Here is a 17791-nt window from a genome sequence, read left to right on the forward strand (position 1 = left end):
CACCCCTATCTATTCTTCATTAATTCACGCTGTATACGTGCTAATTTTCCTTGTAAGCTTCCGTCGTAAATGCGATTTCCAATACGTACTTTAATGCCGCCTAGTAAATCTTCATCCACAACATTTTTCACGCGAATTGCATCTTTTCCTGTTTTTTTTGCAAATGCTTCTGCAATGTTAAGTTTTTCTTCTTCCGATAGAAGACGAATAGAATATACAGTTGCATCCGCTACGTTACGTTCTTCATTAGCAAGAACAACATATTCATTTGCAATTTCAGGTAGGATATCAATACGCTTGTTATCAATTAAAATATATAACGTATTTAAAATAGATTCAGAAACAGATGCGAATACGTTTGCAAGAAACGTTTTCTTCTGCTCTTTTGAAATGTTCGGTTGCGTTAAAAAGCTATGTAGTTCTCCGTTCTTTGTAAAAACGTTTTGTACAAGGCGTAATTCCTCTTCAAACATTTCTAATACGTGTTTTTCTTTTGCAATTTTGAAAAGAGCGACAGCATAACGTTTTGCTACAATCCCATTGCTCATCGCGCTTCTCCTACTTCTTTAATATAATCGCGAATTAACTTCACTTGATCTTCTTCTTTTAATTCTTTTTCAATTACTTTAGAAGCAATATGAACAGATAAAGAAGCAACTTGTTCTTGTAAAGCAGCAATCGCTTGCTCTTTTTCGCGTTGAATTTCTTGTACAGCAGATGTTTTAATTGATTCTGCTTCTTCTTTCGCAGCAGCAACAATAACATCCTTTTGATCTACAGCTTGTTTCTTCGCTCTTTCGATTAACTCTTGTGCTTCAACACGCGATTGTTTTAACATTTCACGTTGTTCTTCTACTAATTTCTTCGCTTCAGCATTACTTCTTTCTGCAGCGTCGATTTCATTAGTAACATGCTCTTCACGTTCTTTCATAATTCCCATTAAAGGACCCCACGCGAATTTGCGTAGCATTACTAATAGAAGTAAGAAAATGAACAATGTATAAGCAATCGTTCCAAATGGAATGGAAGCCCCTAATAATAAAGTTGGCACAAGGATTCACTCCCTTCAAAATATCTAAATTGATCATATGAAAAAAAAAGACATACGTTTCGTTCATAAAGCAATGGCGAAGAAAGTTCGGAAAAACACTCTTCGCCATCTATGTAAGGGGAGTCTCCCTTATTTGTTCATTACGATGAAAGCAATAACTACACCGATAATTGGAAGTGCCTCAACTAATGCAACCCCGATGAACATAATTGTTTGAAGTGCGCCTTTTAATTCTGGTTGACGAGCAACACCTTCGATTGTACGTGATACGATAAGACCGTTACCAATACCTGCACCTAATGCTGATAAACCAATTGCAATTGCAGCTGCGATTACACCTAAACTCATTTAATTTGTCCTCCTTTGTATTATAAAAAAATAAATTTTTTCTTACTTAAATTATATTAATGGTCATGGCTTACTTTATGAGCCATATAAACCATCGTTAACATTACGAAAATAAATGACTGGATTGAACCAACGAATACGCTGAATCCCATCCATGCTAACATCGGTACAAGTGCACCTAATGCTCCTAAGAATGATGCCCCGCCTAACTTAGCAAGTAATCCTAATAAGATTTCACCTGCGTAAATGTTACCAAATAAACGAAGACCTAACGTTAATGTGTTAGCAAACTCCTCAATAACCTTTAATGGGAATAAGAATTTCATAGGTTGGAAATAACCTTTAACATATTCTTTCGTACCCTTCATCTTAATTCCATAATAATGGGTGAGGGTAACTACCATCACGGCTAATGTTAATGCAACTGCTGGATCAGACGTTGGTGATCTCCACCATGCAATATGTTCGCCAGCCTCAACTGTTGAATACATGAATGGTAAACCAAGGAAGTTCGATACGATGATAAACATGATAAGCGTAACGCCAAGCGTTAAGAAACGTCCACCTGTTTTCCAATCCATCGTACTATTGATAATCCCTTTCACGAAGTCAAACACCCATTCCATGAAATTTTGCATCCCGGTTGGGCGAAGCGCTAAGCTGCGAGTTCCGATAACAGCGATTAAGAAAACAATAACTGCTGCTACAGTAACCATCATAACTGATGACAAATCGAACGTTAAACCTAGAAATTCAACTAATTTACCGTGTTCCACTAGTAATTCACCTCTCTTCCCTGCTCGTATACTCTAAATAAAGAAAATCTATGATCATGACAAGGTATCCTGTCAGCAATCCTACACCTAAGCCCCACATCGCAATTAACTCTTGATATTTGGCTGCAAATAAAATTAATAACCCAATCGTGGCGAATCTTGAATATGTACTTACCGCTGTCGCCTTAAACTTCACGTTTTCTCCATTTGTTACGCGATCTAATAGCTTGTCTGTTCTACGTGCAATGATGCGCAAACTAAGAAAACTGAAAATCGTTCCGATAATCAGCCCAAGAAATACATCCTTGTAAGAGGTAATTCCCCATCCTAGCACTAGAAGCGCAAGCAAGTAGTACATATATTTCTTTTGTCGTTGGACAAGTCCATGTACGTCTATCATCATTGCTCTCCCGAATAGTAATGTTGAATGAGTCGAATCATTGCGTATACCCCTGTTCCTAACCCGAGTAATAACCCTATAATAAGAAACAACGGAAACGTTCCAACCTTATTATCAATCCATTGCCCACCAAAGATTCCGATAAGAATAGAACCAACTAACTGAGCAAGTATTCCTGACATTAAAGCATACGCTTTTATATGGCTGCGATCGTTTTTTTGCAAGGATTCATCCCTCCAATATGTAACCCTCATTCACGATGTGTTAATAATAACTCATTTTTCTGCATAAATTCTATACAAAATAAAAAGTTTACATTTTCGTCACGGAATAGATGCATTTTTGTCACTGAAAGCCCTACCATCTATCCCCGTTGTTAGCATACAATAGGGTATTAACAGTGTCAACGAGAAATCGTAAAAAATCAAAAAATTTGAGTATTAGGCATTTCCTCCCAAAAATGAAAACGTTCCCCTTCTAAATACTGGTTAGAGATATGCAATTTCTAACAGTTTTCTCTTTATAATAGAAGAAAATGTTCACAAGTTTGTCACTATTATATTTTTAAGATATAGCGCTTTTCTTCCATAATATAGTGTCCCCGAGACGTAAGACTTCTATATTATATGTGATGTGTATATAACTTATGTTGTATATACCCTGTATATTTATCTCCCCCTCCCCCGTGCGCTGAGGGCGAAAAAAAAAACGAGCGGGGAATCCCCCTCTCGTCTGTTGTCTTACTTTGTTCCGAATAAACGGTCACCAGCATCACCAAGACCTGGAACTACATAACCATGGTCATTTAACTTCTCATCTAATGCCGCTACATAAATATCAACATCAGGATGCTCTTCCTGCACTACTTTTACTCCTTCTGGAGCAGCTACGATACACATTAATTTAATTTGCTTTGCACCGCGCTTTTTCAGAGAATTAATTGCTTCAGCCGCAGAACCACCTGTTGCTAGCATCGGATCTAGTACGATAAAGTCACGCTCTTCTACATCCGTTGGAAGTTTCACATAGTATTCTACCGGTTGCAATGTTTCAGGGTCACGGTATAAACCAACGTGTCCTACTTTTGCTGCTGGAATTAATTTCAGAATTCCATCAACCATTCCTAAACCTGCACGTAAAATCGGAATTAAGCCAAGTTTTTTACCAGCGATCACTTTTGTTGTCGCTTTGCTTACAGGCGTTTCAATTTCAATGTCTTCAAGTGGAAGGTCACGAGTAATCTCGAAAGCCATTAAGCTTGCTACTTCGTCCACTAATTCACGAAAATCTTTCGTACCTGTATTCTTATCGCGAATATATGTAATCTTATGTTGAATTAACGGGTGATCAAATACATACAGTTTTCCCATGTGAATCTCTCCTTTAGATGATATTCATGCGTTTACACGCTTCTTTACACTATTTACGATTGTAAAGAAAACGCTACTAATATTCAAGGGCAAATTTGGCAAAATCATGATTTTGCGATGAATCTATCTAGTATCTTTACCAATTATGGGAGCTGTATCCTTCATTATATCGCCAAAATTTATTCATCATTTGTATACATACTTTAAAAATAATATATGTCCACAAAAAAGACTGCCAAAACAATTACGTTTCAGCAGTCTTTTTCAATCTATTATAGATCTGTATACATTGGGAATTTGCTCGTTAACGCTTCTACACGCTTACTTGCTTCTTCTAATGCAACTTCATTCTCATGATTTTTTAATGTATAAGCAATAAGTGCCGCAATTTCATCCATTTCTTCTAAACCGAAACCACGAGATGTTACAGCTGCTGTACCGATACGTACGCCGCTTGTTACAAATGGGCTTGCTGTTTCAAATGGAATTGTATTTTTGTTCACTGTAATACCAACTTCATCTAATACGTGCTCTGCTACTTTACCTGTAATTTCTAAGTTACGAACATCAATCAAGATTAAATGATTGTCTGTTCCACCAGAAACAAGTGTAAGTCCTTCTTTTTGAAGACCTTCAGCTAAGCGGTTCGCATTATTAATGATATGTTGTGCATATGTTTTAAACTCATCTTGTAGTGTCTCACCAAATGCAACAGCTTTTGCAGCAATTACGTGCATAAGTGGGCCACCTTGAATACCAGGGAAGATTGATTTATCAATTTGTTTTGCAAATTGCTCTTCACATAAAATCATACCGCCACGTGGACCACGTAATGTTTTATGTGTTGTCGTTGTAACGAAATGTGCATGTGGTACTGGGTTTGGATGTAAACCAGCAGCTACTAAACCAGCGATATGTGCCATATCAACCATAAAGTATGCACCCACTTCATCTGCAATCTCACGGAATCGTTTGAAATCGATAACACGAGGATATGCACTTGCACCTGCAACGATTAATTTTGGTTTATGTTCTTTCGCTTTTGCTAATACATCATCATAATTAATACGGTGAGATTCAGCATCCACGCCATATTCTACGAAATTATATTGTACTCCACTGAAGTTAACAGGGCTTCCGTGTGTTAAGTGACCACCATGAGATAAATTCATACCAAGTACTGTATCGCCTTGCTCTAAAATCGTAAAGTATACTGCCATGTTCGCTTGTGCACCAGAATGTGGTTGAACATTTACATGCTCTGCGCCAAAAATTTCTTTCGCGCGATCACGTGCGATATCTTCTACTACGTCTACGTGTTCACAACCACCATAGTAACGTTTTCCAGGATATCCTTCAGCATACTTATTCGTTAAAACAGAACCTTGCGCCTCCATTACTGCTTCACTTACGAAGTTTTCCGAAGCAATTAACTCGATCTTTGAACGCTGTCTTCCTAGTTCTGCCTCAATTGCAGCAAATACCTTTTCATCTTGACGTTTTAAATGATTCACCAAAATCCCCCTTTTCTGAACGAATTACATCAATTCCCAATAGTTTTTTCTCATTTATTCAGAAAAAACGAAAATTCAGGTTGTAATTCTTTCGAACCTTCATGTTTTCAACTACATTCTAACATGACTTTCTATATCATAAAAGAAAAAAAAAGACCAAAATTGGTCTTTTCTTTCTTCTATTATAAAGTCAGACCACATACCTTTTACCTTTCGATATACAGCTGTTATAAGACTTTATAATTTTTCATGTTTAACGGCAAGGAATAGCTTCTTCATTTGCCGCATAAACGGCACGTGCTCCACCTATTAGTTTCCCACGTGTTTTCGCCATCGTTACATGCGCACTTCCTATTTCCTTCACACTTGTACGAACCGGTACAGCTACATGCTTTAAATGCATACCGATAAATGTATCGCCGATATCCATTCCTGCATCTGCTTTAATAAACTCAATTACTACCGGATCTTTAAAATTGTGATACGCATACGTCGCTAATGCACCACCTGCTGATCTAACAGGCGTAACTGTTACAATTTCAAATTGATATTTCATCGCTACATCTCTCTCAACTACTAAAGCACGATTTAAATGCTCACAACATTGAAACGCCAATTCAATACCTGTTCTCTCTTGAAATTGTTTTAACTCAGAAAAAATCGCCTCTGCCACTTCCATCGTTCCTGATGTTCCAATTCTTTCACCTAGCACTTCGCTCGTGCTACACCCCACTACAAAAATTTGACCACTTTGTAGCGTGGCTTGTTCTTGGAAATCAGAAAGCGACATTTGTAGCTGTTCTCTTACCTTTACGATTTCTGTCATTACGCCTCTTCCTTTCACAGGTTGGTTCACCAAATTATATTTCATACTACTTATAGTTAGAATCTATTACTTTGTTTCGTAAGTTTTAATTTTTCCTACTCGGTTTTCGTGACGGCCACCTTCATAGTCAGTTGTTAGCCAAATTTTCGCGATATCACGCGCTAGACCAGCTCCAATTACACGCTCGCCCATCGCTAACATGTTAGTGTCATTATGCTCTCTCGTCGCTTTCGCACTGAAAGTATCATGAACTAATGCACAACGAATACCATTTACTTTGTTTGCTGCGATTGACATACCAATGCCTGTCCCGCAAACTAAAATACCACGATCCACTTCACCATTCGCGACCATTTCTGCTGCTGGAAACGCAAAATCAGGGTAATCAACAGAACCAGCTTCACATTCACAACCTAAATCAATATATTCAATATTTAACTCTTCTAATAAACTTACAAGTTCTTTACGGATATTCATACCGCCGTGATCAGATGCTACTACTACTTTCATTTTTACCCCTCCGAAGTTTCAATCAATTATCTTCATTTCACACTCGCTACCTTAATGGAACAAAGTGATCTCCAATATCGTATTATACACGAAACATCAACCTTCTGAATGTTTTTTCAGTAAAGTTTGTACAAGTTTTTCCATCTCTTCTAACGTTTCTTTATAAATAGAAAGCGATCCGCCAAATGGATCTGAAATATCCTTACTTACACCCTCAGTTAATCCATATAATGTATCCAATTTCTTTTCCACGCTCGGATAATACCCAAGTACAATTTGCTTATGGTTTTCCGTCATTGTTACTACAATATCCGCCCAATCAACCAAAGTATCGTTTACCTGCTGCGCGGCATGATCGATTACAATTCCTTTTTCAGCTAAAGCTTCCTTTGCATGTATCGACACATCGCTTCCAGGATAGGCGAAAACACCAGCAGATTGCACTTCAAATTTACCTTCTCCATAATGACGAAGCAAAGCCTCAGCCATCGGACTACGGCATGTATTTCCAGTGCAAACAAATAACACCCGTTTCATCTAAACCCACCCCTTTTTTTCTGTTTCCTACATTTATCCCGATTGGTGAAGGCTAATAATCAGCGGGGGATGAACACCCTCCACTCATTAAAGTTTCACTTTATCATAGCGTACATTAGAATAGAACAAAAGGAATGTGAATATACGAAAGGCGCATTTCTCTTATATTTTTTCTAAGAAAAATGCGCCTTATCCACATATATGAAACCCTATTTCCAAGTGCCCAAAGTATTTTACCATACATAATGAACACACTACGAAACAAAATAAGGAATCCATTTCATATGAAACGGATTCCTTCTATCAAATAATTATTTCATTGTAACTTTCATTACTTCTGTTGAACCTTTTGTAGCTGTTACACCTACAGTTGTCTTAATAGACTCAGCTGCATCTGTGTTTGTAATAACGATTGGAGTAATTGTGCTTTTCGCTTTTTCACGAATTAATTCTAAGTCGAATGAGATTAATTTATCTCCAGCTTTTACAGCTTGTCCTTCAGAAACGTGAGCTTCGAAACCTTCACCTTCCATTTTTACAGTTTCTAATCCAACGTGGATTAAAATTTCTGTACCGTTTTTCGCTTTAATTCCAATAGCATGTTTCGTGTGGAATAATTGTACGATTTCACCATCAACTGGAGATACAACTACACCTTCAGTAGGATCGATCGCAACACCGTCACCCATCATACGACCAGCGAATACTGGATCTGGTACTTCTTCAATATTTTTCACTGCTCCAGTTAATGGAGCTACGATTGTTTCTTCATTTGTTTTTGAACCAAAACCGAATAATTTTTTAAACATAGGATAGTCCTCCTTATAATTTACCTAAAAGTTTATAGGGCAATCTCTATTCAAGATCGAAATACACGTAAGACTTCATACTTCGAATGTTATACTGTAAAAACTCTTTCGAAATAAATCATGTCATTACTACTAGACTCTTATTGTAGCGCTTCACAAAATTCCAGTCAATTCTGATTGTCTGAATAACAATGAGAATTTAACTTCTACTTATATTTTCTCTTTTTTTCGCTTACTTGTCTAGAGGTCTTTACTACATTTTATTTTTTGTTGTTAATTTGTAAAATTCCTTTCAAATTTTCGTTAAAATCCACTTGACTAAAGTAAGTAACTATTTTATTATTACTTACATAAGGTAAGTTAATAACTTTTAGGAGGTTTTTTAAAATGATGGATATCGGTCTTCTTATTATTCGTCTTATTATAGGAATTACATTCATGGGTCATGGTGCTCAAAAATTATTTGGTTGGTTCGGCGGTTACGGCTTAAAGGGAACTGGCGGCTGGATGGAGTCAATTGGCTTACGTCCTGGTGTATTTATGGCATTTATGGCTGGCGCAACTGAACTATTAGGTGGTTTCTTATTCGCAGCAGGTATTTTCACTGTAGTTGGTTCTTTATTTATCGTAGGAACAATGTTAGTAGCAATTTTCACAGTTCACGGAAAAAATGGTTACTGGGTAACACAAAACGGATTCGAATATAATTTAATGTTAATCGCTGTCGCTATCGGTGTAGCTTTAATTGGACCTGGCGCTTACGTTTTACTTTAATATTTATCTCTATTTCAAGATATTTACCAAAAAAGAGATTACTTCAGTACAATCGAAGTAATCTCTTTTTTTTACATCATCAAAAAAATATTATTTTCAGCAGGAGATTCCCATTGATATCTTGTAAAGGAACAATAAGTATTCATATTTAGAAAGGGGATTACAACATGTTATCCATTAATCCAAACGAACAAACCGAAAAAGATAATTACAAATTACTAACAGGAAGTATCATTCCACGTCCTGTTGCATTCGTTACTTCTGTAACTAAAGATGGCGTATTGAACGGTGCGCCATATAGTTATTTCAATATCGTCGCTGCCAATCCACCACTTATCTCAGTTTCAGTACAACGCAAAGAAGGAAAACCGAAAGACACTTCCAGAAACGCAATAGAAAAAGGGGAATTTGTCGTACATATTTCTGATGAATCTTACGTAGAAGCGATCAACGAAACAGCAGCGAACCTACCTCCTAATGAAAGTGAAATCGAATTAGCAAAACTAACACCGATTGACAGTGATGTCATTTCAGTACCAGGGGTTAAAGAAGCAAACATTCGAATGGAGTGCATATTAGAACGCGCTATCCCACTCGGCGGAACCGAAGACTCGCCAGCTTGTGACCTACTAATCGGCCGCGTCGTTCGCTTTCACGTCGCTGAACACTTATACGAAAACGGTCGAATTCACGCCGAAGAACTAAAACCAATAAGCCGCCTAGCAGGACACAACTACGCAAAACTAGGAGAACAATTTGAATTAGTGAGGCCTATCTAAAAGTGGAGGCGACTCGTTCAGCTCTGACCAGCTAAGGTTCTTTCGTCCTAAAGGCGCTTTTTGCCTTTCGGGCGGAAGGTTCTTAGATGCGAAGAGCTAGTCGCCGGAACTGGATATCACACCCTAAAGGCGGAAGCGGCTCGTTCAGAATGAGAGGGGGATGGAGCTCCTGACGTAGAGGCGCTTTTTGCCTCGCAGGAAGGCGCGAAGCCACCGACCAATCTAGCCGCTGGAGCTGGATACATTTAAAAGCGGAACCGACTGCCCAGGCCCGGTGGCTAAGGTTCTTCCTCACAGAAGATGCTTTTTATCTTCTCGTGGGGAAGGTTCTTAGCTGGCCACTGGAACTGGATATATCCCCTAAAAGCGCAAGGGGCCCGTTCACTTCCATCACCTAAACATAACCCCCGCTGAAAGCGGGGAATTTTTTATCGTAATTCTTCGTTCTTCTCCTCTAATGACGGGAATTTCTCTTTTTTAGATCTACTAAGCTTTATTACAAAGAAATATAAGGAAAGTAACGTAATAAGGAAAACAATTAAAAACGGATACGGAGAATAAAAAGTACGCGCCGCCTCCGATTTTCCTGCAACAAACTTCAATGACTCAATATCTAAAAACTCAGCAAACATTTGTACACCGAGCATACTGAACCAAAAAACAAAAAAACTAATAATAATACCAAAAACTTGCTTTAATCTCGTCATTCATCTCATCCTTTCTATATTTGTAATTTTTTAGTGTGATCAATATAGTACAAACGAAACTATGCACAGAAAGGAACTATCTCACCATTCACGAATTAACTTAATCCAACCTAACATCGAAATTTGCAAAATAACACCCAATATTATAAGTCTTCTTAGCCATCGAGGAAAGAAGGTTAAAAGCTTAACATACCATTCCAATAGCTTGTTCATAATTCCCTCCTACATAAAATTATATAGGAAAAAGGAGATACAATCCAAACCCAACAAGAATAATACCACCTACTATTTCACCGTATGTGCCAAGTATATTTTTGGCATGGCTACCAAGCAATAAACCCATCCAAGCCAGTAGCATACTTATTAGTCCGAACAATAATATCGTAATAATTGTCTCTGCTCCGTAAATTCCAAGACTAAGACCTACTGAAAAACTATCTATACTGACACCAAATGCAAATACAAATAAACTAATTCCAATTGGAGCAGTTTTAGTCTCTTCCCCTTCTAAAATAGACGAATATACGATATAGAACCCTAGCCCAATTAATAAAATAGCTCCTGCAAAATTTGCGACATCCCCATACCTCTCTGATAGAAAACGTCCTAGTACCATTCCGATAAATGGCATAATAATATGAAATATCCCAATCGTCATACCTATATAAAGGATTTGTCTTAACTTTAATGTTACCATCCCCATACCGAGGCTCACTGAAAATGCATCCATCCCCAGGGCAAATGCCATAATTATTAAAGGTATTAATTGTTCAAGTGTCATTCATATCCCCCCTCGGACGTGCTACTTCACAATATGCTTATCCGAGGAGAAATATTCTGTTTGCTAAAGGTACATTATCATTCAATAATAATCTGATGTCCCGCAGCTTTTGTTAAACGATTCATAATTGCATTTCCTATGCCTTCATTCGGGAATGATTCACTAAAAATAACATCTACTTCACTTGCATCAAACGTTCTAAGCACATCATATAACTTAGTCGCAACGCTGGCTAAATCGCTTCGTACACCACAAGACAATACAACATCTGCACTATACACATGCTGATACTCTTCTGTCGTTAATACACCTACTTTAAATCCTTCTTTCTTTTTCTCATCCACAATACGTTGAATAAACTCACGGGACCCTTCAACAATACTAAGTGGCGCTTTCGGTGCATAATGTGTATATTTCATTCCAGGTGATTTTGGTTTTTCTTTCTCATCCTTTAAAGCTGGATCTAAAGAAACATTTCCTATCACGGCCTCTAATTGCTCCTTCGTAATCCCACCTGGACGTAAAATCGTCGGAACCTCGCTCGTACAATCAATTACAGTTGATTCAACGCCTACTCCTGTTGCCCCGCCATCAACAATACCAGCAATTTTCCCATTTAAATCTTCATACACATGAGAAGCTAACGTTGGACTTGGGCGTCCTGAACGATTCGCACTCGGTGCCGCAACAGGCACGTTTGCCTCTTCAATAAGGGCGAGCGCTACTGGATGATCCGGCATCCTCACTCCGACTGTATTAAGTCCTGCTGTAACCCTCTCTGAAATCCCTTTTTTTCTCGGTAAAATGATTGTTAATGGTCCTGGCCAAAAATGCTCCATTAACTTTTCTGCAACCGGCGGAATTTCTCTTACGATACCATCTAACTGAGATTTTGTTCCTATGTGGACAATCAGTGGATTATCGCTCGGTCTCCCTTTCGCTTCAAAAATTTTCGCTATCGCTTCATCATCCATTGCGTTTGCTCCTAACCCATATACCGTTTCCGTTGGGAAGGCTACCGCTTCATTTTCTCTTAATAATCTTGCTGCTTCTTTTAATTGTGGATAATATTTTTTTCTTTCCACAACATTATCCACAACCCACATATTTGTATGCATTTTTTCCCACGTCCTTTTCTACCATGAAATACTTGTCTATTTTTAGTTTACTATGAGATTTATCCAAAAGACAAACAAGGTTTATCCACAAAATGTGGATAAACCTTGTTAATCCGTGGATAACTTTGTGAATAGCTGACAATTTAGTATTATTGCATTTAGCTCTTTTATATTTTTACAAAAGTGTTCTAACTGTCGAATTTCCTCTGGCACTTCCTCTTTCTCTATAATGACAAAGTTAAAAAACTGAAAGATGGTCACAGATTGTGGATGATTTGTGAGTAAGTACAATTGTCGAATATCTTTTTCTTTCATATACTGCAAAAACATCTCGAAAAAATATAAGAAAGTCTGTTTATCCACATTAGGTGTGAATAAACAAGAACGGATAAGTGCATTTTCTCCACTTTGTTCATATCCAATTACCGCTCGTATTTCTCCCGCCTCTTCCAAGATCATAAATTGTGCGTACAACTCATTTATTTTATCATCTTTTTTATTAGCTTGTCCGAAAAAAGAATGTAATCTTTCTACATCTGCTTTCGTAGCAAAATACACGTTCTTCATAATAAATCCCTCCTCATTGATATATATGAGGAAGGATTTATTAATAGCACTATTTAGAGAATAAAGATGTAAAAGCTTCGACGATAAATAATTTAACCTCTGGTTTCTCTTCCTCTTCTACTGTTACATACTCATTTTGCTTTTCTTGTTTTTGCTCCACAGGTTTCTCCACTTTTTCCACAGTTTTTGTTTCTACTTTTTTTACAGGCTGTTCTTCTACTTGTGTTTCGTGTTTTACTACTTTCTTTTCCTGTGCTGTTACTTTTTCAGCTTTTTCCGGCTTTACTACTTTCTTTTCTTTCACCTTATCCTCTTTCTTCTCCGGTACATCCACCACTTCCTCATCTGATTGTCTCACCTGCTCCTCTTCAGGAGATTCAGCTTTCACAACATGTTCTTCTTTCCTTACAGCTGTACCACTTGAAAAATCTAAGAAACACATCGGTGGAAATAATACACACCACCAGTTTGCACCTTCACCTTTTCCAATTGTAATAAGTACCGCTTCATATTCTCCTGCCGGATAAATAAAATTCCCATATACCTTTGTAGGAAACTTCACATTCTTACCGAATTTCACTTGAAACGCCTCTTTACTTCCTTCTCTTTTCAGTGTATTTGCCACTGTCTTTTCAATTTCAGGAATATGATTTTGAATTACTTTTCGAGCTTCTTCAAATGACGTTAAATCCGCTACCCATCCATCAATTTGCGCTTTTACTTCATCGCGTACTTTACGCTTTAACGCCTGATCTTTATCGGAATCACTATTAGCTAAAATACGTAATCGAACGGCCTCTTTCGGAATAACAGTAGGCCCTTTTGCATCAGCTTTCATATATCCAAACTGCACAAGTAACTGTGCACCAATTAATAATAAAAGAAAGTAAGCAATAACTTGTTTTTTCATTTCCTCCACCGTCCCCTCTAGAAACAGTGTGGACAGACTTTCATCTTTCTAAACTATTAAATTCAAAATCTATATAAAAAACCGATAGAAAAGCATTTTTTTAATTGGCGAGAGGAACTGGCTATGTATAGGTAATAAGGTGCGTATTTTCGCTGAAATAATTCCCCTTACCAAAATTCTAAATAAAATGTATGGCTGAGTAGTTGCGAATTTTTCATACAAAAAATAGAGTAAGGCTTATGCCTTACTCCATCTCTGCAAATACCATGCGATCTTTTCCATTAATATCAAATACAACTTCAACTTGAGCGCGCGGGAAAGTTTGCTGTAATAATGCTTTCACATCTTCACCTTGCCCTACACCAATTTCAAACGCCACAATCGCCTTGTTCTGTAATACATTCGGCAATTCCTCCATAAAACGACGATAGAAATCTAGTCCATCTTCCCCACCAACAAGCGCACGCTTCGGCTCATGCTCCTTCACAACAGTAGAAAGACCACGCCAATCTTCCTCTGGTATGTACGGAGGATTGGAAACAACAACATCTAACTTCTGACCTGTTTCATAAAACGGAGACAGTAAATCGCCGTGATAGAATGTTACATCCGCCCCTAAAGTTTTTGCATTTTCTTTTGCAACTTCAATCGACTCCTGTGCGATATCTACTGTATACACATGAAGATTTTTATTTTCTAAAGCGAGCGTAATAGAAATCGCTCCACTACCTGTTCCAATATCCGCTATGTGAAGCTCCTCATTACCGAAATGGCGCTCAATTCTCTCTAGTACTCCAACTATAAGTTCCTCTGTTTCCGGTCTTGGTATCAATACCTCTTCATTTACAAAGAATGATCGGCCATAAAACATTTCATAACCGAGCATATATTGGATCGGAATACCTTCTACATGCTTGTGGATAAATTCTGCAAAACTTTCCTCTTGTTCCGCAGTTATTTCTTCACGCATATTCATGAGCATTCCGGTTCTGTTCGTCTTTAATACATGACAAAGGACAATTTCTCCCGCATTTTCATCTCGTCCATTTTCCTGTAAAAAAGAAGAAGCCCATTTCAGGGCTTCATAGACACGCATTACTCAGCTGCCTCCATCTTTTGCGCCTGATCTTCCATCACTAAGGCATTGATGAAATCATCTAACTTACCTTGTAGGATTTGATCTAGCTTTTGAATCGTTAAACCGATTCGATGGTCTGTAACACGGTTTTGCGGGAAGTTATACGTACGAATACGCTCTGAACGATCTCCCGTACCAACAGCTTGTTTACGGTTTTGATCATACTCAGCTTGCGCTTCTTGTCTAAATTTATCATAAACACGTGCGCGTAATACTTTCATCGCTTTTTCTTTATTCTTAATTTGTGATTTCTCATCCTGACAAGATACAACTACACCAGTCGGTAAATGCGTTAAACGTACCGCTGACATCGTTGTATTAACGCTTTGTCCACCAGGACCACTAGAAGCAAACGTATCAACACGAACATCTTTTTCATGAATATTAATTTCTACTTCTTCTGCCTCTGGTAGTACAGCTACAGTTGCTGTAGATGTATGAATACGTCCGCCAGATTCCGTTTCAGGAACACGTTGTACACGGTGAGCACCATTCTCGAATTTCAGCTTCGCGAAAGCACCTTTACCGTTAATCATAAAGATAATCTCTTTATATCCGCCTAACTCTGTATAGCTCGCTTCGATAATTTCAGTTTTCCAACCTTGCACCTCAGCATAACGGCTATACATACGATATAAATCACCAGCAAATAAAGCTGCCTCGTCACCACCAGCAGCGCCACGAACCTCAACGATAACGTTTTTATCATCATTAGGGTCTTTTGGAACAAGTAAAATTTTCAGACGTTCTGATAATGTTTTCTCTTGTCCTTCTAATTCAGAAACCTCTTCTTTTACCATATCACGCATATCAGCGTCTAACTTATCTTCTAACATTGCTTTTGCATCTCGTAATTGCTCACGAACATCTTTATACTCACGGTACACCTCTACCGTGTCCTGAATATCAGATTGCTCTTTTGAATACTCACGAAGCTTATTTGTATCGCTAATAACCTCTGGGTCACTTAACAACTCATTCAACTTCTCATAACGATCTTCTACAGCTTGCAAACGATCTAACACACCATTCACCTCTACATCCTAGTATCTAATACAAATAGTATATGGTACTTAATCAAAAAAACGCAAATTATATTTAAAAGCGTAAGCGGCTTGCTCAGGATCGCAGGACATTGGAACTCTCGACCTTGAAGCGCTTTTTGCTTCGAGCGAGAGAGTGAAATGGCCGGAGATTCTAGCCGCTGAAGCTAGATAATATTTAAAGCGCAAGCGGCTCGCTCAGAATGGGAGAAGGTTGGAGCTTCTGACAGAGAGGCGCTCTTTGCCTCGCAGGAAGAAGCGAAACCACCGACCATTCTAGCCGCTGGAGCTAGATAATATTTAAAAGCGCAAGCGGCTCGCTCAGCTCTGACTGGCTAAGGTTCTCTCGCACAAAAGGTGCTTTTCACCTTGAGTAGCGGCGGTTCTTAGACACGAAGAGCTTGCCACCAATCTTCATCTATTTTCGAAAAAAACCCGCTCTACATAGCGAGTTTCACTTATCTTTGTTTTGTAGGTACTGCATGACAATGACGACAACGTGGTTCATACGATTCTGAAGCCCCAACTAAAATAATTGGATCATCAAATGCCGCTGGTTCTCCATCGATTAAACGTTGCGTACGACTTGCAGGAGATCCACATTCAGAACAAACTGCCTGCAATTTAGTTACATGTTCAGCAATCGCCATCAGCTGAGGAACTTGTCCAAATGGTAGACCACGGAAATCTTGGTCTAATCCAGCTACAATGACACGATAGCCACGATTTGCCAATACTTGCACCACTTCCACAATGTCCCCATCAAAAAATTGTACCTCATCGATTGCAATAACATCCATTTCTTCTGTTACATGGTTAAATATATCTTTTGAAGCTGAAACAGGAACTGCTTTAACCTTTAATCCATTATGTGATACAACATCTTCTTCACTATAACGATTATCAATACATGGTTTAAATACAATCGCATGTTGTTTCGCAAATTGTGTACGACGTATACGGCGGATGAGCTCTTCTGATTTCCCAGAAAACATACTCCCGCAAATCACTTCAATCCAACCATTTTGATTCATTAAGTACATTGAGCTCTCCTTTCATCTACTTTCCTAATCCAAAGTAGGGTAAAGGTTTAATATTTTCGCAAAAAAAACAGACAAGCGAATACATACACTTGCCTGTTTTATGTTCTTTATTACTTGATGCCGTATTTCTTATTGAAGCGGTCAACACGTCCGTCTGCAGTAGCAAACTTCTGACGTCCAGTGTAGAATGGGTGAGAATCAGAACTGATCTCAATTTTTAGTAATGGATAAGTGTTACCATCTTCCCACTCAACAGTTTCGCTAGAGCCTTTTGTAGACCCGCTTAAGAATTTGAAGCCAGTGTTCGTGTCCATAAATACAACTTTATTGTAATTTGGATGGATTCCTGCTTTCATTCTTTTCATCTCCTTCCGCCCTGAATCATTTTCGAAACAGAGTTTTTCATCTTCAGCTGCTTACACAACTATATTGATGAAACACATATGATGAAATTATAACAAGGCTAACTCCATTTTGCAACTACCTGTTTTTGTCTTTTTAAAAATTAAAAGCACAAGCGGCTCGTTCAGAATCCAGGTCACTTCAAGCTCTCGACCAAGAAGCGCTTTTTGCTTCGACCGAGAGAGCGAAATGGCCGGAGATTCTAGCCGCCGGAACTGGATTAAGTAAAAAGCGTAAGCGGCTCGTTTAGAATCGCAGGACACTTCAAGCTCTCAATCCAAATATGATTTCCATCTCAAAAAACAAATTTTTTCCATATATTACTCTCTCTAATATTCCCTTAAAAACATAAAAAACTCGCTTACTACGAAATAAGCGAGTCCCCATC

The 17791-nt window shown here is 38.2% G+C and carries 25 protein-coding genes; 2 read left to right on the plus strand and 23 right to left on the minus strand.

The genetic code is table 11. The features are described from left to right. Window positions 1-5: 5 nt before the first annotated feature. From atpH to MHH59_RS26570, 13 genes are all read right to left on the minus strand, one after another. A complete protein-coding gene (atpH, locus tag MHH59_RS26510; protein WP_002130060.1) occupies window positions 6-548 on the minus strand; it encodes a F0F1 ATP synthase subunit delta in 543 nt (180 codons plus the stop codon). Beyond that, a complete protein-coding gene (gene atpF / locus MHH59_RS26515) occupies window positions 545-1051 on the minus strand; it encodes a F0F1 ATP synthase subunit B (protein WP_002016287.1) in 507 nt (168 codons plus the stop codon). Before atpF ends, atpH begins: the two co-directional genes overlap by 4 nt. A gap of 129 nt (window positions 1052-1180) precedes the next feature. After that, complete coding sequence (gene atpE / locus MHH59_RS26520; protein WP_000052064.1) at window positions 1181-1399, minus strand: F0F1 ATP synthase subunit C; 219 nt, start codon at window positions 1397-1399, stop codon at window positions 1181-1183. 56 nt (window positions 1400-1455) lie between these two features. After that, window positions 1456-2175 (minus strand): F0F1 ATP synthase subunit A, encoded by a 720-nt coding sequence (gene atpB, locus MHH59_RS26525; RefSeq protein WP_000399874.1) that lies wholly within the window; start codon window positions 2173-2175, stop codon window positions 1456-1458. 7 nt (window positions 2176-2182) lie between these two features. Then, a complete protein-coding gene (locus MHH59_RS26530) occupies window positions 2183-2575 on the minus strand; it encodes an ATP synthase subunit I (RefSeq protein ID WP_002016288.1) in 393 nt (130 codons plus the stop codon). Next, entirely contained in the window at window positions 2575-2799 is a 225-nt protein-coding gene (locus tag MHH59_RS26535; protein ID WP_002089742.1) for an AtpZ/AtpI family protein, read from the minus strand. Before MHH59_RS26535 ends, MHH59_RS26530 begins: the two co-directional genes overlap by 1 nt. Window positions 2800-2825: 26 nt before the next feature. Continuing rightward, complete coding sequence (locus tag MHH59_RS26540; protein ID WP_000232963.1) at window positions 2826-2939, minus strand: DUF4024 domain-containing protein; 114 nt, start codon at window positions 2937-2939, stop codon at window positions 2826-2828. Between the two features lie 376 nt (window positions 2940-3315). Further along, window positions 3316-3945, minus strand: a complete 630-nt coding sequence (gene upp, locus MHH59_RS26545; RefSeq protein WP_002034907.1) for a uracil phosphoribosyltransferase — start codon at window positions 3943-3945, stop codon at window positions 3316-3318. A 272-nt stretch (window positions 3946-4217) separates the two neighbouring features. Further along, window positions 4218-5459, minus strand: a complete 1242-nt coding sequence (gene glyA / locus MHH59_RS26550) for a serine hydroxymethyltransferase (protein WP_002016291.1) — start codon at window positions 5457-5459, stop codon at window positions 4218-4220. Window positions 5460-5712: 253 nt separating this feature from the next. Further along, window positions 5713-6285 (minus strand): TIGR01440 family protein, encoded by a 573-nt coding sequence (locus MHH59_RS26555; protein WP_002130064.1) that lies wholly within the window; start codon window positions 6283-6285, stop codon window positions 5713-5715. 66 nt (window positions 6286-6351) lie between these two features. Beyond that, window positions 6352-6795, minus strand: a complete 444-nt coding sequence (gene rpiB / locus MHH59_RS26560; protein WP_000869917.1) for a ribose 5-phosphate isomerase B — start codon at window positions 6793-6795, stop codon at window positions 6352-6354. Between the two features lie 96 nt (window positions 6796-6891). Next, entirely contained in the window at window positions 6892-7332 is a 441-nt protein-coding gene (locus tag MHH59_RS26565; protein ID WP_002130066.1) for a low molecular weight protein arginine phosphatase, read from the minus strand. Window positions 7333-7643: 311 nt separating this feature from the next. Continuing rightward, window positions 7644-8141 carry a PTS sugar transporter subunit IIA gene (locus tag MHH59_RS26570; RefSeq protein WP_002016294.1) on the minus strand — a complete coding sequence of 166 codons (498 nt, stop codon included), beginning with the start codon at window positions 8139-8141 and terminating at the stop codon, window positions 7644-7646. Between the two features lie 387 nt (window positions 8142-8528). Between MHH59_RS26570 and MHH59_RS26575 the strand changes: the two genes are divergently transcribed. Both MHH59_RS26575 and MHH59_RS26580 read left to right on the plus strand, forming a co-directional pair. Next, entirely contained in the window at window positions 8529-8915 is a 387-nt protein-coding gene (locus MHH59_RS26575) for a DoxX family protein (protein ID WP_002068579.1), read from the plus strand. A 167-nt stretch (window positions 8916-9082) separates the two neighbouring features. After that, window positions 9083-9694 carry a flavin reductase family protein gene (locus tag MHH59_RS26580; RefSeq protein WP_002034901.1) on the plus strand — a complete coding sequence of 204 codons (612 nt, stop codon included), beginning with the start codon at window positions 9083-9085 and terminating at the stop codon, window positions 9692-9694. 428 nt (window positions 9695-10122) lie between these two features. On the opposite strand, the gene MHH59_RS26585 is transcribed toward MHH59_RS26580, so the two are convergent. The 10 genes from MHH59_RS26585 to MHH59_RS26630 form a co-directional block, all read right to left on the minus strand. Then, window positions 10123-10401 carry a DUF3935 domain-containing protein gene (locus tag MHH59_RS26585; RefSeq protein WP_002016297.1) on the minus strand — a complete coding sequence of 93 codons (279 nt, stop codon included), beginning with the start codon at window positions 10399-10401 and terminating at the stop codon, window positions 10123-10125. Window positions 10402-10482: 81 nt separating this feature from the next. Beyond that, window positions 10483-10614, minus strand: a complete 132-nt coding sequence (locus tag MHH59_RS26590; protein WP_002139014.1) for a hypothetical protein — start codon at window positions 10612-10614, stop codon at window positions 10483-10485. A 19-nt stretch (window positions 10615-10633) separates the two neighbouring features. Beyond that, window positions 10634-11182, minus strand: coding sequence for a manganese efflux pump MntP (locus MHH59_RS26595; RefSeq protein ID WP_033731119.1), 549 nt, complete (start codon window positions 11180-11182; stop codon window positions 10634-10636). A gap of 77 nt (window positions 11183-11259) precedes the next feature. Further along, on the minus strand, window positions 11260-12300 hold the full coding sequence (locus MHH59_RS26600; protein WP_002016299.1) for an L-threonylcarbamoyladenylate synthase: 1041 nt from the start codon (window positions 12298-12300) through the stop codon (window positions 11260-11262). A 108-nt stretch (window positions 12301-12408) separates the two neighbouring features. Then, complete coding sequence (locus MHH59_RS26605) at window positions 12409-12867, minus strand: mechanosensitive ion channel protein (RefSeq protein ID WP_002016300.1); 459 nt, start codon at window positions 12865-12867, stop codon at window positions 12409-12411. Between the two features lie 49 nt (window positions 12868-12916). After that, complete coding sequence (gene spoIIR, locus MHH59_RS26610; RefSeq protein WP_016093640.1) at window positions 12917-13777, minus strand: stage II sporulation protein R; 861 nt, start codon at window positions 13775-13777, stop codon at window positions 12917-12919. Window positions 13778-14021: 244 nt separating this feature from the next. After that, window positions 14022-14873: a peptide chain release factor N(5)-glutamine methyltransferase gene (gene prmC, locus MHH59_RS26615; protein WP_002034895.1), complete on the minus strand. Its 852-nt coding sequence runs from the start codon at window positions 14871-14873 to the stop codon at window positions 14022-14024. Next, on the minus strand, window positions 14873-15940 hold the full coding sequence (gene prfA / locus MHH59_RS26620; protein WP_002113060.1) for a peptide chain release factor 1: 1068 nt from the start codon (window positions 15938-15940) through the stop codon (window positions 14873-14875). Before prfA ends, prmC begins: the two co-directional genes overlap by 1 nt. Window positions 15941-16416: 476 nt before the next feature. Next, window positions 16417-17001 (minus strand): thymidine kinase, encoded by a 585-nt coding sequence (locus MHH59_RS26625; protein ID WP_002016305.1) that lies wholly within the window; start codon window positions 16999-17001, stop codon window positions 16417-16419. Between the two features lie 110 nt (window positions 17002-17111). Continuing rightward, window positions 17112-17357, minus strand: coding sequence for a type B 50S ribosomal protein L31 (locus MHH59_RS26630; RefSeq protein ID WP_000643447.1), 246 nt, complete (start codon window positions 17355-17357; stop codon window positions 17112-17114). Window positions 17358-17791 lie beyond the last annotated feature (434 nt).

This window comes from Bacillus sp. FSL E2-0195 (genome assembly GCF_038003645.1).
Lineage (GTDB): Bacteria > Bacillota > Bacilli > Bacillales > Bacillaceae_G > Bacillus_A > Bacillus_A mycoides.

Coding starts and splice junctions, on each gene's coding strand:
- atpH (WP_002130060.1), bottom strand. CDS start 548: ATGAGCAATGGGATTGTAGCAAAACGTTATGCTGTCGCTCTTTTCAAA.
- atpE (WP_000052064.1), bottom strand. CDS start 1,399: ATGAGTTTAGGTGTAATCGCAGCTGCAATTGCAATTGGTTTATCAGCA.
- MHH59_RS26530 (WP_002016288.1), bottom strand. CDS start 2,575: ATGATAGACGTACATGGACTTGTCCAACGACAAAAGAAATATATGTAC.
- MHH59_RS26540 (WP_000232963.1), bottom strand. CDS start 2,939: ATGGTAGGGCTTTCAGTGACAAAAATGCATCTATTCCGTGACGAAAAT.
- upp (WP_002034907.1), bottom strand. CDS start 3,945: ATGGGAAAACTGTATGTATTTGATCACCCGTTAATTCAACATAAGATT.
- MHH59_RS26555 (WP_002130064.1), bottom strand. CDS start 6,285: ATGACAGAAATCGTAAAGGTAAGAGAACAGCTACAAATGTCGCTTTCT.
- rpiB (WP_000869917.1), bottom strand. CDS start 6,795: ATGAAAGTAGTAGTAGCATCTGATCACGGCGGTATGAATATCCGTAAA.
- MHH59_RS26565 (WP_002130066.1), bottom strand. CDS start 7,332: ATGAAACGGGTGTTATTTGTTTGCACTGGAAATACATGCCGTAGTCCG.
- MHH59_RS26570 (WP_002016294.1), bottom strand. CDS start 8,141: ATGTTTAAAAAATTATTCGGTTTTGGTTCAAAAACAAATGAAGAAACA.
- MHH59_RS26575 (WP_002068579.1), top strand. CDS start 8,529: ATGATGGATATCGGTCTTCTTATTATTCGTCTTATTATAGGAATTACA.
- MHH59_RS26580 (WP_002034901.1), top strand. CDS start 9,083: ATGTTATCCATTAATCCAAACGAACAAACCGAAAAAGATAATTACAAA.
- MHH59_RS26585 (WP_002016297.1), bottom strand. CDS start 10,401: ATGACGAGATTAAAGCAAGTTTTTGGTATTATTATTAGTTTTTTTGTT.
- MHH59_RS26590 (WP_002139014.1), bottom strand. CDS start 10,614: ATGAACAAGCTATTGGAATGGTATGTTAAGCTTTTAACCTTCTTTCCT.
- MHH59_RS26595 (WP_033731119.1), bottom strand. CDS start 11,182: ATGACACTTGAACAATTAATACCTTTAATAATTATGGCATTTGCCCTG.
- MHH59_RS26600 (WP_002016299.1), bottom strand. CDS start 12,300: ATGCATACAAATATGTGGGTTGTGGATAATGTTGTGGAAAGAAAAAAA.
- MHH59_RS26605 (WP_002016300.1), bottom strand. CDS start 12,867: ATGAAGAACGTGTATTTTGCTACGAAAGCAGATGTAGAAAGATTACAT.
- spoIIR (WP_016093640.1), bottom strand. CDS start 13,777: ATGAAAAAACAAGTTATTGCTTACTTTCTTTTATTATTAATTGGTGCA.
- prmC (WP_002034895.1), bottom strand. CDS start 14,873: ATGCGTGTCTATGAAGCCCTGAAATGGGCTTCTTCTTTTTTACAGGAA.
- MHH59_RS26625 (WP_002016305.1), bottom strand. CDS start 17,001: ATGTACTTAATGAATCAAAATGGTTGGATTGAAGTGATTTGCGGGAGT.
- MHH59_RS26630 (WP_000643447.1), bottom strand. CDS start 17,357: ATGAAAGCAGGAATCCATCCAAATTACAATAAAGTTGTATTTATGGAC.